Source organism: Pseudorhodoferax sp. Leaf274 (genome assembly GCF_001422445.1).
In the GTDB taxonomy this organism is placed as follows: Bacteria; Pseudomonadota; Gammaproteobacteria; order Burkholderiales; family Burkholderiaceae_C; genus Pseudorhodoferax.
Window position 1 is genome coordinate 204059 of record NZ_LMNA01000023.1, and the last position, 18208, is coordinate 222266.

Genomic DNA, 18208 nt, shown 5'->3' on the forward strand with positions numbered 1-18208 from the left:
GGCAGAGCCCGTTGCGCGGCGTCTGCTGGCATGGCCTGCTCCGCGGCCTCTCGACCACCGGCTTGCGGGCCAGTGCAATGGACAACCGACATGAACCGCGAAGAACTGCGTAAAGAGGCCCTGCGTGCCCTGGTCGAGCAGCTGAGCCTGGAGCAGCTCGAGAAGAACCTCTTCCGCGGCACCAGCAGCGACCTGGGCGCCCCGGCGGTGTTCGGCGGCCAGGTGCTGGGCCAGGCACTGATGGCGGCGGCCCGCACCGTGGACAACGGCCACGCGGCGCATTCGCTGCACGGCTACTTCCTGCGGCCCGGCGACAAGACGGCGCCCATCGTCTACGACGTGGACCGCATCCGCGACGGCGGCAGCTTCACCACGCGGCGGGTGGTGGCCATCCAGCACGGCGAAGCCATCTTCCACATGTCGGCCTCGTTCCACCGGCGCGAGAACGGCGTCGAGCACCAGCGCGCCATGGTGCCGGTGCCGGCGCCGGAATCCCTGCCCGAGCAGCAGCGCAACGCGCTGGCGCTGCCCATCGAGTTCCGTTTCGCAGATGGCCGGCCGCCGCTGGGCGAGGGCCGTTGGGGGCCGAGCGGGCAGACCTGGCTGCGCACCGTCGACGCGCTGCCGGACAACCCGCTGCTGCACCAGGCCATGCTGGCCTACGCCTCCGACTACAGCCTGCTGGGCGTGGCGATGCAGCCCCATGGCCTGGACTTCCGCAAGCCCGGCGTGCAGGGCGTCAGCCTGGACCACGCCATGTGGTTCCACCGCGACTTCCGCTGCGACGACTGGCTGCTGTACGAGGCCGATTCGCCCTCCGCGCATGGCGCCAGGGGTTTTTGCCGTGGTAGCCTTTACAGCCGCGACGGGCGCCTGGTGGCCTCCGTGGCGCAGGAGGGGCTCGTGCGCGTGCGGACCTGATTCCAAGGGGCCTTGTCCTGTGGGGGAATAGGGGCAGTCAGGTATTCCTCAGCTTACAGTGCGCGCCGCCGCTGGTCCGGCCCACAAAATACAACGAGGAATCATGGACTTTCTGACATCTCCCGCCTTCTGGGTCGCCCTGGGGCAGATCATCATCATCGACATCCTCCTGGGGGGGGACAACGCGGTCGTGATCGCGCTGGCCTGCCGCAAGCTGCCGCCGGCGCAGCGCACCAAGGGCATCATCTGGGGCACCGCCGGTGCCATCATCCTGCGCGTGGTCCTCATCGCGTTCGCGATGACGCTGCTGAACGTGCCGTTCCTCAAGCTCGTCGGTGCCATCCTGCTGGTGTGGATCGGTGTCAAGCTGCTGGCGCCCGACGACGACGCCCATGGCGACGTGCAAGGCAGCGACAAGCTGTTCGCCGCCATCAAGACCATCATCGTGGCCGACCTGGTCATGAGCGTGGACAACGTGATCGCCATCGCAGGTGCCGCGCAGAACGCCGGCGAGCATTCCATGCTGCTGGTGGTGCTGGGCCTGCTGATCTCCATCCCCATCATCGTCTGGGGCAGCCAACTGGTCATCAAGCTCATGGAACGCTACCCGATGATCATCACGGCCGGCGGCATGCTGCTGGGCTGGATCGCCGGCGGCATGCTGGTCTCCGACCCGGCCCTGGCCAACCCCGACAAGTGGCAATGGATGCTGAAGGTGCCGCAGAACAGCACCGTCCACTATGGCGCGGCCGTCGCCGGTGCGCTGCTGGTGCTGGTGATCGGCAAGGCCATCGCCGGCCGCAAGAAGACCGCGGGCGGCAGCCACGCCTGACGGCCCGCGCGCTGGCGGGGCGACCCGCCGGTGCGTCTGTCATCCTGCCTGGCAACAGCCTGGCCACGAAGCCCTGCGGCACCTGCCGGCAGGGCTTTTTGCTGCGCGCAAGGCGCCGCGGCGTGCCGGGTCGAAAGAGGGGAAGTAGGGGGAGAAAGGGGGCGGTCGCGGCCGGTTTCGCAGGGCGAACTCGTCCGATCGGACGATGGTGCGGCACGGCGCCGCGCCCCTAGCATGCGCCCGCCCCCACGCCCAGGAGACCTCCCATGCCGCTGTCACGCCGCCACTTCGCCGCATTGTCCCTGGCCGCTTGCCTGCCGCTGGCCGGGCGTGCCAGCAGCTACCCCGACAAGCCCGTGCGCCTCGTCATGCCCTTCCCCGCCGGCGGCATGGGCGACATCCTCGCGCGCCACCTCGCCACCGACCTGGCGAAGCTCTGGGGCCAGCCCGTGGTGGTCGACAACCGCGCCGGCGCCTCCGGCATGATCGGCAACGAATACGTGGCGCGCGCGGCGCCCGACGGCACGACGCTGCTGCTGGGCATCAGCCAGCTGGCGCTGGCACCCGCGCTCTACCCCAGGATGGCCTACGACGTGGAGAAGGACTTCGTGCCGCTGGCGCGCGTGGCCGACGCCGTCTCGGTCTTCGTCACCAACGATGCGCGCATCGGCTCGGTCAAGGACTACGTGGCGCTGGCCAAAGCCATGCCCGACAAGCTCAGCTACGGCACCTACGGCGCGGGCACCTCGGCCCACATCTTTGCAGAGATCTTCAACCGCGCCAACGGCATCCGCACCGTGCACGTGCCCTACAAGGGCGCGGCGCCGCTCATCAACGACCTGCTGGCCGGCCACGTGACGCTGTCGTTCACCGACCTGGCCTCGCCGCTGCCGCACATCCTGTCCGGCCGGCTCAAGGCCTATGCGGTCACCGGCACGCGCCGCGCGCCGCTGCTGCCCGATGTGCCCACCTTCGCGGAACTGGGCCATGCGGGCCTGGACGTGCCGGGTTGGTATGCGCTGTTCGCGCCCGCGAAGACGCCGCCCGAGACCGTGCGCCGCATCCGCGAGGGCGTGGCCCAGGTGCTGCAGGCGCCCGAGATGCAGGCGCGGCTCACACAGCTGGGCCTGCTGCCCGTGGTCGAACAGCCGGCCACCTTCGAGCAGCGTTTGCGCGACGACATGGCGTACTGGAAGAAGGCCATCACCGACAACAACATACGGCTGGATTGACCTGATTCGTCCGTTGGCTGGATTGACCTGATTCGTCCGTTCGGACGATGGCCCGACACCACCCCTCTCCCTAGACTTTCCCGGCACGCGGGCAGGGGCCCGCAGGGAGAGAGTTCTTGTTCCAAGGCCAAAGCATCCAGGTCCTGCCCATCGCCGAAGCGGGCGCGCAAGGTCTGGTCGAACTGCGCTTCGACCGCCAGGGCGACGCGATCAACAAGCTCGACGCGCGCACCACCGACGAATTCCGGCAGGCCATCGACGCGATCGCCGCCGCGCCCGGCGTGCGCGGTGTGCTCGTGACGAGCGCGAAGGACGTGTTCATCGTCGGCGCCGACATCACCGAGTTCGGCACCAGGTTCCAGCAGAGCCCGCAGCAGATCGCGGCCGACGTGCACGAGAGCAATGCCATGGCCAACCGCTTCGAGGACCTGGGCATCCCCAGCGTCGTCGCCATCAACGGCTTCGCGCTCGGCGGTGGTCTCGAGGTGGCCCTGCTCGGCGCGCTGCGCGTGATGTCCGAGACCGCCCAGGTCGGCGTGCCCGAGGTCAAGCTGGGCCTGTTCCCGGGCCTGGCCGGTACCGTGCGGCTGGTGCGCGTGGCCGGCCTGGCCACGGCCTTCGAATGGGTGGCCGGCGGCAGGCCGGCCAAGGCCGCGCAGGCGCTGGCCGCCGGCGTGGTCGACGAGGTGGTCGCCCCCGGTGCGCTGCGCGACCGCGCGCTCGCGCTGCTGCAGTCGGCCGTGCGCGGCGAGGTCGACTGGGCCGCGCGCCAGCGCAAGAAGCGCGAGGCGCTGCCGCTTTCGCCCGCCGCCGTGGCCGACGCGCTGGCGACGGCGCTGGCGACAGTGGTGGCAGATGCGCGCCGCGGCGCGCCCCACCAGCCGGCGGCGCAGATCGCGCTGGAAATGATGGCCGAGGGCGCGAGCCTGCCGCGCGACCGCGCCATCGACCTCGAATCGGCCGCATTCGGCCGCGTTGCGAAGACCCAGGCCGCGGCCTCGCTGGTGCGCGCCTTCCTGAACGACCAGGCCGTCAAGAAGCTGCACCGGCGCCATGCGCGCGAAGGCCGGCCGGTGGCGCAGGCCGCCGTGCTGGGCGCCGGCACCATGGGCGGCGGCATCGCGTTCACGAGCGCGCTGCGCGGCGTGCCCGTGCGCATGAAGGACATCGCGCAGCCCGCGCTCGACCAGGGCCTGGCCGAGGCCGACAAGCAGCTGGCCCGCCAGGTCAAGAACGGCCGCTTGAAGCCCGAGAAGGCGCAGGCCGTGCGCGCGTCCATCACCGCCCAGCTGGACGAGGCCGGCTTCGACCAGCTCGACTGCGTGATCGAGGCCATCGTCGAAAACCTGGAGGTCAAGCGCCGCGTGCTGGCCGCGCTGGAAGGCAGCACGCGGCCCGACACCGTGATCGCCTCCAACACCTCCAGCCTGCGCATCGACGACATCGCCCAGCCGCTCGCGCGGCCCGAGAACTTCGTCGGCATGCACTTCTTCAACCCGGTGCCCGTGATGCCGCTGGTCGAGGTGATCCGCGGTTCGCGCACCAGCCCGCAGGCCGTGTCCACCGCGGTGGCCTACGCGGCGGCCATGGGCAAGGTGCCCATCGTCGTGCAGGACGGCCCGGGCTTCCTGGTCAACCGCGTCCTCACGCCCTATGTGAACGCCTTCGTGCAGCTGGTGGCCGACGGCGCCGACTTCGAGCAGGTCGACCGCGCGATGGAGGCCTTCGGCTGGCCCATGGGCCCGGCCTACCTGCAGGACGTGGTCGGCATGGACGTGGGCGCGCATGTGTTCGACGTGATCGCGGCCGGCTACCCCGAGCGCATCCGCCCCATCGAGCGCAATGCCATCCGCACGCTCGTGGCCGCGGGCCGCTTCGGCCAGAAGACCGGCGGCGGCTTCTACGACTACCAGTCCGATCCGGCCGGCAAGCCGCGCAAGGCGTCCTCGCCCGCGGCGCGCGCGCTGGTGGCCACGCTGCAGGCCGGCGGCGCGCGCGATGTCAGCGATGCCGAGATCGTCGAACGCATGATGCTGCCGATGCTGGTGGAAGCCGCGCACGCGCTCGAGGAGGGCGTGGTGGCCACGCCCGCCGAGCTCGACACCGCCATGCTGCTGGGCATCGGCTTTCCGGCCTACGCCGGCGGCCCGCTGCAGTACGCCGACTGGCTGGGCCTGCCCCAGGTGGTGGCGCTGTGCGAGAAGTACGCCGCCTTCGGCCCGCAATACCAGCCCACGGCGCGCATGCGCGCCATGGCGGCGCAAGGCAGCCGTTACCACAGCCTCTGAACAACGCACCCAACCAACCCAGGAGAGATCCCATGCAACTCAATTCCAGCATTGCCGCCGTCGTCACCGGTGGCGCATCCGGCCTGGGCGCGGCCACCGCGCGCCGCCTGGCCAAGTCCGGCGTCAAGGTCGCGCTGTTCGACTTCAACGAAGAGAAGGGCGAAGCCGTGGCCAAGGAGATCGGCGGCGTGTTCTGCAAGGTCGACGTGACCAGCGAGGAGCAGGTCGACGCGGCCTTCGCCAAGGCCCGCGCCGCGCACGGCCAGGAGCGCATCCTCGTGAACTGCGCCGGCACCGGTGGCGCGGTCAAGACCGCCAGCCGCGACAAGGCCACGGGCGAGATCCGCCACTTCCCGCTGGCCAACTTCGACCGCGTGATCCAGATCAACCTGGTCGGCACCTTCCGCTGCATCGCCAAGAGCGCGGCCGGCATGCTGACGCTGGAGCCATTGCAGGATGCCGACAACTCTGGCGAGCGTGGCGCCATCGTCAACACCGCATCGGTCGCGGCCGTGGATGGGCAGATGGGCCAGGCCAGCTACTCGGCCAGCAAGGGCGGCATCGTGGGCATGACGCTGCCCATCGCGCGCGACCTGATGGGCGAGGGCATCCGCGTGAACACCATCCTGCCGGGCATCTTCAACACCCCGCTGCTGCAGGGCGCGCCCGAGAACGTGAAGGCCGGGCTGGCCGCGTCCGTGCCCTTCCCCAAGCGCCTGGGCAACCCCGACGAGTACGCCCAGCTGGCCGAGACCATGATCACCAACGGCTACTTCAACGGCGAGTGCGTGCGCCTGGATGGCGCGATCCGCATGGCGCCACGCTGAACCTGGCGCCGCGCGGCCCACGGCACCCACCGCGCGCATGACAGCCGATTGACAGCCCTCTCCGATAGAGTGGTCACCACCACAACTCGGAGACGTTCGCCATGTACCCATCCCCCCTGGGCCGCCGGCTGTTCCTGCAGGGTGCCGTCGGCACCCTGGCCTTTCCCGCGCTCGTGTCGGCGCAGGACAAATACCCCAGCAAGCCCATCGTCTGGATCTGCCCGTACGCGGCCGGCGGCAATGCCGACCAGCGTTCGCGCCAGGTGGCCCGGGTGATGAGCACGCTGATGGGCCAGCCCATCATCATCGACAACAAGTCGGGCGCTGGCGGCAACATCGGCACCGAGGCCATCGCGCGCGCCAAGGCCGACGGCTACACGCTGGGCATGGGCAACTTCGCGCCGCTGTCGGTCAACCAGTCGCTGTTCAAGAAGCTCGGCTTCGACCCGTTCAAGGACCTGGTGCCGATCTTCCTGATCGAGCGCGGCCCGCTCATGCTGACCGTGCGCGCCGACGCGCCCTACAAGACCGTCAAGGACCTCGTGGCGGCGGCCAAGGCCGCGCCCGGCAAGCTGGCCTACGCCTCGGGCGGCATCGGCGGCACCCACCACCTGAGCGGCGCGCTGTTCGAGCACACCGCCGGCGTCGACCTGATCCACGCGCCCTACAAGAGCGGCTCGGCCGCCGCCACCGACCTGCTGGGCGGCCAGGTCGCGATGATGTTCGAACAGATGTACGTGGCCATGCCCTCCATCAAGGCCGGCAAGACGCGCGCGCTGGCCATCACCAGCAAGACCCGCTCCGCGCTGATGCCCGACGTGCCGACGATGGCGGAGGCCGGCTTTCCGGCGGTCGAGGTGATGAACTGGCAAGGCCTGATCGGCCCCAAGGGCCTGCCGCCCGAGCTCGTCAAGCAGCTCAACGCCATCGGCAACAAGGCGCTGCAGGACCCGGCGCTGCGCGAGCAGATCACGAGCCAGGGCAACGAGGTGATGGGCGGCACGCCCGAGGAGTTCGCGGCCCTGATCCGCGCCGAGGCCCCGCGGTGGGCCAAGGTGGTCAAGGACGCCCGCATCGAACCCGAGTGAAGCGCGGGGGCCGGCACACGCTCAGGGCGCGGCCGCGGCCCTGACCCTGCCGGACGCCGGGCGGGCGCGAGGCGATTGTTCACAATGGGGGCCACAACGCCCCGCGCCGCCCTGCGCTTTCGACGCCATGGATGCTGCCGGTGCGCTGCCACCAGCGAAGCTTCCATGGATCCAGCCACCGTCGTCACCTTGCTGGCGTTCAACCTCATCGGCATCGGCAGCGTGCTGCTGCTGATCGGGCGCCACACCACCGATGCCGCCGGCCTGCAGGGTTTCGGCACGGGCGCGCTGGCATTCGGCGCGGGCTACCTGCTGCGCCTGGTGTTGGGCTTCAGTTCGGGCGACCTGCGGGGCGTGGGCGCCGACGTCTGCATGGTCTACGCCACGCTGTGCTTTGCCACCGGCCTGCGCCAGTTCTCGGGCGGCGCGCCGCTCGGGCGCCGCCGCGTGCTCACCGTCACCGGGGGCTACGTGCTGCTGGCCGTGTCGGCGACCCTGCTCTGGCAGGGCGTGGGGCGGCATGCGCTGCTGAACCTGTTCCTGGGCGCGGCCTACCTGTTGCTGGCCTATCTGGCCGTGGTGGGCGCGCGGCGCGAAAAGCCGGCGCTGCGCCTGCCGATGCGCGTGTTGGCCGGCACGCTGGTGTTGATCGGCCTGGCCACCGTCGCGCGCGGCGTGCTGGTGCCGTGGGTCGGCCTGGCGCCGCTGTTCACCGGCCCGGCGGCGCAGGCCTACTACACCTATTCGGTGGTGTTCAGCACGGTGCTGGGCCCCAGCCTGCTGTGGATGGTGTTCCTGCGCCTGAGCGGCCGGCTGCAGGAGCTTGCCACGCACGATGCGCTGACGGGCGTGCTCAACCGCAACGGCCTGCAGGAAGCCATGCGGCGCCACTTCGGCGGCCGGCCGGCTGCGCCCGTGGCGCTGATGGCGGTGGACGTGGACCACTTCAAGCGCATCAACGACGGCCATGGCCACGGCGTGGGCGACATGGTGCTGCGCGGCGTGGCGCAGGCGCTGCAGGCCGGCTTGCGCGGCGGCGACACCGTGGCGCGCTGGGGCGGCGAGGAATTCATGGTCTGCTGCCATGGCGCCGACGGTGCCCTGGCGTTGGCCGAACGCCTGCGCCAGGGCATCGAAGCCGTGCGCCACCCGTTGCCCGGCGGCGGCAGCCTGGGCTGCACGGTGAGCATCGGCGTGTCGCTGCCGTTCGACCGGGCCACGGACTGGGAGTCGGCGGCGCGCGGCGCCGACCAGGCCCTGTACGAGGCCAAGCGCCTGGGCCGCAACCGGGTACAGGCCGCGCAGCCGCCCCAGCACCAGCCGGCCGCGGCGGCGCGCCTGGTCGAGGAACGCGGCTAGCCGCCCGCCGGCCGACCGCGCAGCACCTCGCCGAAACGCCCGATGCTGCGCTGGACGATGGCCTGCGCGCCGGGCGACCAGCGTCCCATGTCGAAGAAGCCGTGCACCATGCCGGGCCCGGGGATCTCGTCGACCTGGCCGCCCGCGTCCCGCAGTGCCTGGGCATAGGCCGCGCCGCTGTCGCGCAGCGGGTCGAACTCGGCGGTCACCACCACGGCCGGCGGCAGCCGCGCGAGGTCTGGGCTCTGCAGCGGCGCCAGGCGCGGGTCCAGCGGGTCGGCGATGGCGCCCGCGTAGTGGTCGTAGAACCAGGCCATGGTGGCCGTTTCCAGGAAGTAGCCCTTGGCGTTCTGCGCCAGGCTGGGGTACTCGGCCCGGGCGTGGTCCACCGCCGGGTAGATCAGGAACTGCGCGGCCAGCGCCGTGCCCGCATCGCGCAGCTGCTGGGCCACCACGGCGGCGAAGTTGCCGCCCGCGCTGTCGCCGGCCACGCCCACCGTGGCATTGCCGCCAAGCGCGTGCGCATGGGCGACCACCCATTTCGCTGCAGCGATGGCGTCCTCGATGCCGGCGGGGAAAGGATGCTCGGGCGCCAGCCGGTAGTCCACCGCCACCACCACGGCCTGCGCGCCACGGCAGATGTCGCGGCACATGTTGTCGTGCGTGTCCAGGTCGCCGATGACCCAGCCGCCGCCGTGGAAGTAGGCCACCGTGGGAAAGGGGCCGTCGCCCCCGGGGCGGTAGATGCGGGCCCGCAAGGGGCCGGCGGCGCCATCGACCGTGGTGTCCTGCACGCTGGCCACGGGCACGACGTCTTCGGGCTTGCGCGTGCCGACGGTCAGTGCCAGGTAGCCGGCGCGGCCCTCGGCCGGCGTGCCTTCGGCGGTGGGCTTGCGGCCTGCGGCAGCCATCATCTGCAGGACGCCGGCGAGGTGGGGATTGAGGGGCATGGTGTGCGGTTCCTTGGGGTCAGCGGTAGGCGAGGGCGTTCTCGTCGGGGCGCACGGCGGGCAGCGCGCTGCGCTCTTCCTGGTATTCCAGGTTGTGCCGCCAGGGGTCGCGGTCGCCCTGGCGGAACATGCGGTGCTGCGCGCGCAGGATGTAGCCCGCGTTGAAGTTCTGCGGGTCCATCCAGGGCAGGCGCGGCATGCCGGCGTCCTCGCCGCGCAGCGTGGGCACCACCACCGCATGGCCCTGGTCCTGCATGTGCTGCAGCACGCGGCACACCAGGTCGCAGACCAGGTCCAGCCGCAGCGTCCAGCTCGAGCGGAAATAGCCCATCACGTAGGCCAGGTTGGGCAGGCCTTCGAGCATCACGCCGCGCCAGGTCACGCGCTGCGTGAAGTCCACGGGCACACCGTCGACGCCGAACGGCACGCCGCCCAGCACCTGCAGGTCGAAGCCCGTGGCCGTGACGACCACGTCGGCCGGCAGGTGCGCGCCGCTGGACAGCCGGATGCCGGTGGCGTCGAAGCATTCGATGCCATCGGTCACCACCGAGGCCTTGCCGCTGCGGATGGCGGCGAACAGGTCGCCGTCGGGCACCACGGCCACACGCTGCTGCCAGGGGCGGTAGCGTGGGTTGAAGTGCTTGTCCACGTCGAAGCCCTCGGGCAGCTGGGCGCGTGCCTGCTCCATGAGGTTGGCGCGCAGGTCTTCCGGCCGCTCGAAGGACATGCGCACCACCTCGCCGTTGCGCGCGATGTGGGCGCGGCGCAGGATCTCGTGCGTCCAGTCGGCCGGCAGGTCCAGCGCGCGCAGCGGGGCTTCGAGCGGATGGGCCCGTGGCAGTGCCGAGAAGAAGGTCGGCGAGCGCTGCAGCATGGTCACGTGCGCCACCTGCTCGGCCAGCGCCGGGATCAGCGTGGCGGCCGTGGCGCCCGAGCCGATGACCACCACGCGCCGGCCCGTGCAATCGAGATCCTGCGGCCAGTGCTGCGGGTGGACCACGCGGCCCTGGAAGCTGTCCATGCCGGGCCAGGTGGGCGTGTAGGGCTGGCCGTGGTCGTAATAGCCGGCGCACATCCAGAGAAAGCCCGTGGTCAGCGTGAGCACCGCGTCGCTGTCCTTGCGCGCGATGCGCAGCGTCCAGCGGCTGTCCTGCGACGACCAGTCGGCCGACAGCACGCGGTGGCCGTAGCGGATGTGCGGCGCCAGGCCGTTCTCTTCGATGGTCTCGGCCAGGTAGCGGCGGATCTCGTCGGCCGTGGCGATCGCGCTGCCCATCCAGGGCTTGAAGGCGTAGCCGTAGGTGTGCAGGTCGCTGTCGGAGCGTGCGCCGGGGTAGCGGTGCGTCCACCAGGTGCCGCCGAAGCCGTCCATGGCCTCCAGCACGGCAAGGCTGCGGTCAGGCCAGCGCTGGCGCAGGTGGTGCGCGGCGCCGATGCCGGAGATGCCGGCGCCGATCACGAGGAAGTCGAAGTGCGCGCCGTCTTCCGTCTGGCTCTGGGCGGTGGCCATGCTTGTCTCCTTCGCAGTGCACAGGGTGCCTGTGTGGCCATCTTAGGCCGCATGCCGTGCGCGCCGCGTCGTCCGAGGGACAGCCGGCGTCAACCCACCTTGCGCGCCTGCCCGTCCCAGAACGGCGCGCGCAGCACCTTCTTGTCGATCTTGCCGAGCGCCGTGAGCGGCAGCGCGTCCACGAAGTCGATGCGCTTGGGCGCCTGCTGCGCGCCCTTGTGCTGCTTGACCAGCGCCATCAGCGCCTGCGCCTCCACCTGCATGCCGGGCCGGCACACGACCATGGCCGCCACGGCCTCGCCCCAGGTCGCGTCGGGCACGCCGATCACGGCGGCCATGGCCACGGCCGGGTGCGTGGTCAGCACGTCTTCCACCTCGCGCGGGTAGACGTTGAAAGCGCCCGAGACCACCATGTCCTTCTTGCGGTCGACGATGTAGAGGTAGCCCTCGTCGTCCTGGCGCGCGATGTCGCTGGTGTGCAGCCAGCCGCCGGCCAGCGCCTCGGCCGTGAGCTCGGGGCGGTTCCAGTACAGCGCCATGGCACTGTCGGCGCGCACGCAGATCTCGCCGGGCTCGCCAGTGGCGACTTCTTCGCCGTCGTCGCCCAGCAGGCGCACGTCGCAGCCAGCCAGCGGCATGCCGCAGGAGGCGAAGCGCTCGGGCCGGCGCGGGTCGTGGTCGGCCTTGCGCAAGAGGCTGATCGGGTAGCACTCGGTCTGGCCGTAGAGCTGCGAGAACACCGGGCCGATGCGCTCCATGCCTTCGAGCAGCCGGGTGGGCGACATCGGCGATGCGCCGTACAGCAGCAGCTCCAGCGCGCTCGTGTCGGTCCTGTCCAGGCCGGGGTGGTCCAGCAGCTTGTAGACCATGGTGGGCACGAGCAGCGTCATGTTGATGCGCTCGGCCTGCAGCGTGGCCAGAAGCTTGTCGGGGTCGAAGCCGCGCTGCAGGTGCACCGTGCCGCCGCGCAGCAGCGTGGGCAGCACCTTGGTGCCGGCCACATGGCTGATCGGCGCGGCCGCCAGGTAGCGCGGCGTGGCCGGCAGCTCGAAGTCCGCAAGGATGGCGCGCGTGATCGCGGCCTGCTGGTGCTGGTGGCGCAGCGCGGCCTTGGAGCGGCCCGTGGTGCCCCCCGTGTAGCCCAGGCTGGCCACCGTCGATGCCTGCGAGAGATCGCGCGGGCTGTGCTCGCCGGCCGCCGCCATGGCCGCGAGCAGGTCGTGCCCGTAGCCGGCCGGGCCCAGTGTCCAGACCTTGCGCAGCTGCGGGCAACCGGCGGCCAGCGCGCCGCCGCGCTCGGCGTAGGCCTCCGCGTCCACCACCAGCAGCTCGGCCTGCGCATCCTCGATCTGGAACTGCTGCTCGGGCAGCGCCGCGAGCGGGTGCAGCCAGGTCGTGCTGCCGCCCAGGGCCTGCACCGCGATCTCGGCCGCCCAGGCCTCGGCGCGGTTGGCGCTCAGCAGCGCCACGCGCGGGGCCGCAGCGCCGCCGGCCGCCAGCACGGCCTGGAGGCGGCCGATCAGCGCCAGCGTGCCCGCGTACGAGAGCTGGCGCGCGTCCTCGACGAAGGCGATGCGTTCCGGGTGGCGGCGCAGCGCGCGCAGCGCCAGGGCGGGAGCGGTGGGGCCGTGCATGGCGCGCCGTTCAGAACAGGCTGCCCACCGGCTCGTAGCGCGTGCCGTTGAAGCGGATCAGCTGCATCTTCTCGATCGGGAAGAAGTCGTCCGGCCCGGTCTTGACCTCGATGCCGGGGTACAGCATGGGCAGCGTCATCGACAGGTTCAGCGCCTGCTTCATCACGTTCTCGCGCGTGAGGTTGTCGCCGGCCTGCTTGAGCGTCTGCACCAGGGTCTGCGCGGCCGAGTAGCCGATCAGGTTCAGCGAGTCGTACGGGTCGCCCTGCGGGTAGTGCTGCTGCATGAAGGCCAGGTACTGCTTGACCTCGGGCGTGTCCTTCTGGCCCGGGTCGGACGGGTCGCGGAAGTAGGTGGCGCTGATCACGCCCTCGGCGTTCTGCAGGCCGGCGGGCTTGAGCACCGAGCCGACCGACTGCGCCACGCTGGCCACGTAGCGCTGCGCGTTCCAGCCCATCTCGGCCGTCTTGCGGATGGCCATGGCGGCGAACTTGGGCGTGGCCAGGATGATCAGCACGTCGGCACCGGCCGCGCGGGCCGAGACGATCTGGCTGTCTACCGTGGGGTCGGTCACCTCGAAGGTCTGGGTGGAGACGATGTGCGCCTTGGCCTTGTCGCCCAGGCCGTCGAGCAGGCCCTTCTGGAAGTCCTTGCCGAAGTCGTCGTTCTGCATCAGCACGGCGATCTTGGCCTTGGGGTTGCTGGCCAGCGCGTGCGTGCCGAACACCCGGCCCTCGGTGTGGTAGGTCGGCTGCCAGCCCAGCGTCCACGGGAACTTGGTGATGTCGCCCCAGCGCGTGGCGCCCGATCCCACGAACAGCTGCGGCACCTTCTTGGCGTTCATGTAGCGCTGGATGGCCTGGTTGTGCGCCGTGCCCACGGGCAGGAACAGCGCCAGCACCTCTTCCTGCTCGACCAGCTTGCGTGCCTGCTCCACGGTCTTGGACGGCGTGTAGGCATCGTCCAGCGACAGGTAGTCGATCTTGCGGCCGTTGATGCCGCCTTCGGCATTGACCTTGGCGAAGTAGGCGCCGGCCGATTTGCCGATGGTGCCGTAGGCCGACACGGGGCCCGAGTAGGCCACCAGGTTGCCGATCTTGATCGTGGTGTCGCTGGCGCCGGGGTCGTACTTCTTCTGGGCCAGCACGGAGCCGGTGGCCAGGGCCGCGGCGAGTCCGGCGCTCAGTGCGATCAGGGTGGTTCTGCGGGAGGCGAAGGTGGTCATGGGCGATGAGAAGGCAACAGCAGGGCCGGCCCATGGCGCGCGGCCATGGGCAGGACAGAAGGAAAGAGGAGGGGCTTAGACCCGCTCGATGATGATGGCCGGGGCCATGCCGCCGGCGGCGCACATGGTGACCAGGCCGCGCTTGAGGTCGCGCCGCTCCAGCTCGTCCAGCAGCGTGCCGATCAGGAGCGAGCCCGTGGCGCCGATGGGGTGGCCCAGCGCCATGGCGCCGCCGTTCACGTTGACCTTGGCGCGGTCGAGCTTCAGGTCGCGGATGAACTTCTCGGCCACCACGGCGAAGGCCTCGTTGATCTCCCACAGGTCGATGTCATCGACCGTGAGGCCGGCCTTGGCCAGCACCTTGCGCGCGGCCGGCACCGGTGCGTTCAGCATCAGCGTGGCGCTGTCGCCCACGTTGGCCATGGCGACGATGCGCGCGCGCGGCTTGAGGCCACGCTTCTTGGCATAGGCACCGGAGGCCAGCAGCAGCGCGCCGGCGCCGTCGACCACGCCCGAGCTGTTGCCGGCGTGGTGCACGTAGTTGATCTTGAGCTCGGGGAAGACCTGGCGGATCAGGCCGGCGTAGGTGTTGCCTTGCTCGTCGATGGGGCGCTCGGCCATCACCTCGAAGGCGGGCTTGAGCGAGGCCAGGCCCTCCAGCGTGGTCTGCGGGCGCGGGAACTCCTCGCGGTCCAGCGCCAGGCTGCCGTCTTCGCGGTACACCGGCACCAGGCTGCGCTTGAAGTGGCCGCCCTCGATGGCGGCGGCGGCGCGCTGCTGGCTCAGCAGGGCCAGTTCGTCGAGCGCGCTGCGCGGGATGCCTTCCAGCGTGGCGATGGCGTCGGCGCACACGCCCTGGTGCGATTGCGGCACGTTGCGGCGCAGCCGCAGGTTGCCGGCGTCCATCATGCTGGGGTTGGCGGGGTCGGCCAGCGATGCGGTGTAGCTCATCATCTCGCAGCCGCCGGCGATCACCAGGTCTTCGAAGCCTGCGGCCACCGTGGCGGCGGCCAGGTTCACCGAGGTGATGCCCGAGCCGCAGAAGCGGTCCAGCGTCACTCCGCTGGCCAGGTGGCTGTAGCCCGCGTCCAGCAGGGCCATGCGGGCCATGTCGTTGCCCTGCTTGCCGCGCTGGGTCGAGGTGCCCCAGATCACGTCGTCCACCTCGGCGGTGTCGAGCTGGTTGCGCTCGGCCAGCGCCTTGAGCACGGTGGCGGCCAGGTGCTGGGGATGCTGGTCGGCAAGGGCGCCCTTGCCGATCTTGCCGATGCCGCGCGGCGTGCGGCAGGTGTCGATGATGTATGCGTCGGACATGTGGGTGGGTGGTCAGTGCGTTGCGAGAACCGCAGACTAGCGGCGACTGGCGCCGCCGTCATCGTCCGAAGCGACGAACCGGGGTTTACCCGGCTTGGGAGCGCCCCCGGGCCTGCACCTCTTCGCGCCGGGCGCGCAGCGCGGCGGTGTCCAGCGATTCGGCCCAGCGGCGCGACGCGGCTTTTTCCTCCACCAGCCCGTCGGCCAGCGCGCCGGCATAGCCGCCATCGATCAGCTGCTTGTAGATCTGCACCACGTCTGGCAGCGCGCTGGCCATGTCGGCGGCCAGCGCGAAGGCCTGCGGCAGCAGTTCCTCGGGCGCCACCACGCGGTTGACCAGGCCCCAGCGCTCGGCCTGCTCGGCGCCGACGAAGTTGCCGCTGAACGACATCTCCTTGGCCCGGCCGATGCCGATGAGCCGTGGCAGCTTCTGCGACAGGCCCCAGCCCGGCACCACGCCCACGCGCGCATGGGTGTCGGCAAAGCGCGCCTGGGTCGAGGCGATCAGCAGGTCGCAGGCCAGCGCGAGTTCCAGCCCGCCCGTGACGGCCGCGCCGTTGATGGCGCCGATGATGGGCCGCGGAAAGCGCCCCAGCGCGAGCACCGGGTCGGCCTTGGCGTTGCCCAGCGCGTTGCCGTCGATCTCGCGCAGGTCCAGCCCGGCGCAGAACGCGCGGCCGGCGCCGGTCAGCACCAGCACGCGCACCGCGGGGTCGGCGGCCAGGCGGTCGACCGTGTCGGCGATGGCCTGGCGCAGCGCGAGCGACAGCGCGTTCATGGCCTGCGGACGGTTCAGCGTGAGGCAGGCGACGCCGGGCGAAGGCGTGGACAGCTGCAGCAGTCCGGTATCGGTGCTCATCGCGCGCGCTCCAGTGCGGCCCGCACGAGCGGAAGGTGGTCGTTGCCAAAGTACATGTCGTCTCCCAGGAAGATGGTGGGCGAGCCGAAGCCGCCGCGTGCGATCAGCGCCTCGGTGTTGTCGCGCAGCGCGTCCTTGACGGGCTGCTGCGCGATGGCCAGCAGCAGTGCGTCGGCGTCCACGCCCGCGCGGGCGCAGACCTCGCGCACGACCTCGTCTTGCGCGATGTCCAGGTCGTCGCGCCAGTAGGCCTCGAAGGCGGCGCGCGCGAAGGCCGGCAGCTTGCCCTCGCCGTCCAGCACCAGGCAGCCGCGCATCACCTTCACGCTGTTGACCGGGAACACCTTGGGCGGGAAGTTGACCTGCACGCCGGTCCAGCGCGCCCAGTCCGCCAGGCTCTTGCCCAGGTAGGCCTGCTTGGCCGGCACCGGCGTGCGGCGCGATTCGTAGACCGTGGGGTTCACCGTGTTGAACACGCCGCCCACCATGAAGGGGCGCCAGATGACCTTGGCGCCGAACTCGTCGGCCAGCGGCTGGATGTTGTGGAACGCCAGGTAGGTCCAGGGGCTGGAGATGTCGAAGAAGAATTCGATGTCGGGCATGGGGTTCACTCCTTGGTCGCTGCAGTGGTGGCGGCATTCGTGCCACGGAACAGGTTGCGGCGGGCCTCGTCGCTCACGGATGTGCTCGGCCGGCCCAGTTCGCGGCCCACGGCCAGGCCGGCCTGCACCTGGGGCCGTGCGCGCACCTGCGCATACCAGCGCTTGACGTGCGGGAAGTCGTCCAGCACCAGCTGTTGCGCCTTGTGCGTCATGGCCCACGGGAAGGTGGCGATGTCGGCGATGGAGTAGTCGCCCGCGATGTACGCGCCCGTCGACGCGAGCTGGCGGTCGAGCACCCCGTACAGCCGGCGCACCTCGGCGCCGTAGCGGTCGATGGCGTAGGGGATCTTCTCGGCCGCGTAGAGCAGGAAGTGGCCGTTCTGCCCGGCCATGGGGCCGAGCCCGCCGACCTGCCAGGCCACCCACTGCAGCACACGCCAGCGCTCGGCCGGCACCGTGGGCAGCAACTGGCCGGCCTTCTCGGCCAGGTACTGCAGGATGGCGCCGCTCTCGAACAAGGCCAGCGGTGCGCCGCCACCCAACGGTTCGTGGTCGACGATGGCCGGGATGCGGTTGTTCGGGCTGATGGCCAGGAACTCGGGCGTGAACTGCGCGCCGGCGGCGATGTCCACCGGCAGCACGCGGTAGGGCAGGCCGCATTCCTCCAGCAGGATGCTGATCTTCCAGCCGTTGGGCGTCGGCCAGTAGTACAGGTCGATCATGAAAGGCTTGTCTCCTCGCGCCGCTGTGCGCGCCGGCCTTTGTAGCGGCAATCGCGCCGCCGTGCTGTCCCGCAGGTGCCGCGCCGGCCGCCGGCACCGGTCAGGCAGGGCCCGTGACGCGGTCCCACGCCTGCAGGCCCAGCAGGTCGCGCAATCGCGCCGCGCCGGCGCCGGAGATCGTCAGCGCACGGGTGTCCGGCTTCCTGACCAGCCAGCCCTGGGCCAGGCAATGCGCGCAGATCATCGCGCCCAGCCTGCCGGCCACATGGCTGCGGCGTTCGCTCCAGTCCAGGCAGGGCCGGCAGTACGGCCGGCCGCGGCCCGGTGCCTGCGCCTGCAGATCCAGCGGCAGGCCCCAGCGCTGCAGCACGGGGCCGGCACGGTCCGTGACATGGCCGCTGTCGCCGTCGAACGCGATCGCCCGCTCGGCCAGCAGGCCGTCGGCAATGGCCAGGCCCAGCCGTCCGGCGATGTGGTCGTAGCACAGGCGCGCCGCGCGCAGCCTGGCGTCGCGCGGGCCGACCACGACACGGCGCCGCTCCGGCGCCTGGCCCGCCAGCTGCATGATGCTTTCGAGCAGCCGGGCCACCTCGCCGGACGCCAGCCGGTGGTAGCGGTGCCGCCCGCGCGGCTCCATGTGCAGCAGGCCGGCCTCGACCAGCTGGGCCAGGTGGCGGCTGGCGGTGGGGGCCGACACGTTGGCGGCACGGGCCAGTTCATGGGCGGTCAGCGCGCGGCCGTCCATCAGTTCGAGCAGCATCGCGGCGCGGGCCGGTTCTCCGACCAGGGCGGCGATGCGGGCAATGCGGTTGGTGTTCATGGGGGGCCTGGGCGCCAGCTTACGG

The 18208-nt window shown here is 71.1% G+C and carries 16 protein-coding genes; 7 read left to right on the plus strand and 9 right to left on the minus strand.

All coding sequences use genetic code 11. The annotated features are described in order from the left end of the window. Positions 1-90 precede the first annotated feature (90 nt). The 7 genes from ASF44_RS18175 (at position 91) to ASF44_RS18205 (ending at position 8547) form a co-directional block, all read left to right on the plus strand. Complete coding sequence (locus tag ASF44_RS18175) at positions 91-921, plus strand: acyl-CoA thioesterase II (RefSeq protein ID WP_056900635.1); 831 nt, start codon at positions 91-93, stop codon at positions 919-921. A 103-nt stretch (positions 922-1024) separates the two neighbouring features. After that, positions 1025-1753: a TerC family protein gene (locus tag ASF44_RS18180; protein WP_056900636.1), complete on the plus strand. Its 729-nt coding sequence runs from the start codon at positions 1025-1027 to the stop codon at positions 1751-1753. A gap of 266 nt (positions 1754-2019) precedes the next feature. Next, the gene (locus tag ASF44_RS18185) at positions 2020-2985 is read left to right on the plus strand and encodes a tripartite tricarboxylate transporter substrate binding protein (RefSeq protein ID WP_056900637.1); all 966 of its coding nucleotides are present in this window, start codon (positions 2020-2022) and stop codon (positions 2983-2985) included. A gap of 116 nt (positions 2986-3101) precedes the next feature. Further along, on the plus strand, positions 3102-5273 hold the full coding sequence (fadB, locus tag ASF44_RS18190) for a fatty acid oxidation complex subunit alpha FadB (RefSeq protein WP_056900638.1): 2172 nt from the start codon (positions 3102-3104) through the stop codon (positions 5271-5273). Between the two features lie 32 nt (positions 5274-5305). Continuing rightward, on the plus strand, positions 5306-6100 hold the full coding sequence (locus ASF44_RS18195) for an SDR family NAD(P)-dependent oxidoreductase (RefSeq protein ID WP_056900639.1): 795 nt from the start codon (positions 5306-5308) through the stop codon (positions 6098-6100). Between the two features lie 101 nt (positions 6101-6201). After that, entirely contained in the window at positions 6202-7188 is a 987-nt protein-coding gene (locus ASF44_RS18200) for a tripartite tricarboxylate transporter substrate binding protein (protein WP_082524872.1), read from the plus strand. A gap of 165 nt (positions 7189-7353) precedes the next feature. Continuing rightward, complete coding sequence (locus ASF44_RS18205; RefSeq protein ID WP_056900640.1) at positions 7354-8547, plus strand: diguanylate cyclase; 1194 nt, start codon at positions 7354-7356, stop codon at positions 8545-8547. Here ASF44_RS18205 and ASF44_RS18210 read toward each other — a convergent pair. The 9 genes from ASF44_RS18210 to ASF44_RS18250 all read right to left on the minus strand — a co-directional run bounded on the left by ASF44_RS18210 (position 8544) and on the right by ASF44_RS18250 (position 18183). Then, positions 8544-9497 carry an alpha/beta hydrolase gene (locus ASF44_RS18210; RefSeq protein WP_056900641.1) on the minus strand — a complete coding sequence of 318 codons (954 nt, stop codon included), beginning with the start codon at positions 9495-9497 and terminating at the stop codon, positions 8544-8546. The genes ASF44_RS18205 and ASF44_RS18210 overlap by 4 nt on opposite strands. Positions 9498-9516: 19 nt before the next feature. Then, entirely contained in the window at positions 9517-11007 is a 1491-nt protein-coding gene (locus ASF44_RS18215; RefSeq protein WP_056900642.1) for an NAD(P)/FAD-dependent oxidoreductase, read from the minus strand. An 89-nt stretch (positions 11008-11096) separates the two neighbouring features. Next, positions 11097-12641 (minus strand): AMP-binding protein, encoded by a 1545-nt coding sequence (locus ASF44_RS18220; RefSeq protein WP_056900643.1) that lies wholly within the window; start codon positions 12639-12641, stop codon positions 11097-11099. Between the two features lie 10 nt (positions 12642-12651). Then, positions 12652-13866 carry an ABC transporter substrate-binding protein gene (locus tag ASF44_RS18225; RefSeq protein WP_056900644.1) on the minus strand — a complete coding sequence of 405 codons (1215 nt, stop codon included), beginning with the start codon at positions 13864-13866 and terminating at the stop codon, positions 12652-12654. Positions 13867-13941: 75 nt separating this feature from the next. Beyond that, positions 13942-15180 (minus strand): acetyl-CoA C-acetyltransferase, encoded by a 1239-nt coding sequence (locus ASF44_RS18230; protein ID WP_056900645.1) that lies wholly within the window; start codon positions 15178-15180, stop codon positions 13942-13944. A gap of 85 nt (positions 15181-15265) precedes the next feature. Then, positions 15266-16039 (minus strand): enoyl-CoA hydratase, encoded by a 774-nt coding sequence (locus ASF44_RS18235; protein ID WP_056900646.1) that lies wholly within the window; start codon positions 16037-16039, stop codon positions 15266-15268. Further along, on the minus strand, positions 16036-16641 hold the full coding sequence (locus tag ASF44_RS18240) for a 2-hydroxychromene-2-carboxylate isomerase (protein WP_056900647.1): 606 nt from the start codon (positions 16639-16641) through the stop codon (positions 16036-16038). The genes ASF44_RS18235 and ASF44_RS18240 overlap by 4 nt, the downstream gene beginning before the upstream one ends. A gap of 5 nt (positions 16642-16646) precedes the next feature. Continuing rightward, positions 16647-17363, minus strand: a complete 717-nt coding sequence (locus tag ASF44_RS18245; protein WP_056900648.1) for a glutathione S-transferase N-terminal domain-containing protein — start codon at positions 17361-17363, stop codon at positions 16647-16649. Between the two features lie 100 nt (positions 17364-17463). Next, positions 17464-18183 (minus strand): helix-turn-helix transcriptional regulator, encoded by a 720-nt coding sequence (locus ASF44_RS18250; RefSeq protein WP_056900818.1) that lies wholly within the window; start codon positions 18181-18183, stop codon positions 17464-17466. Positions 18184-18208: the final 25 nt, after the last annotated feature.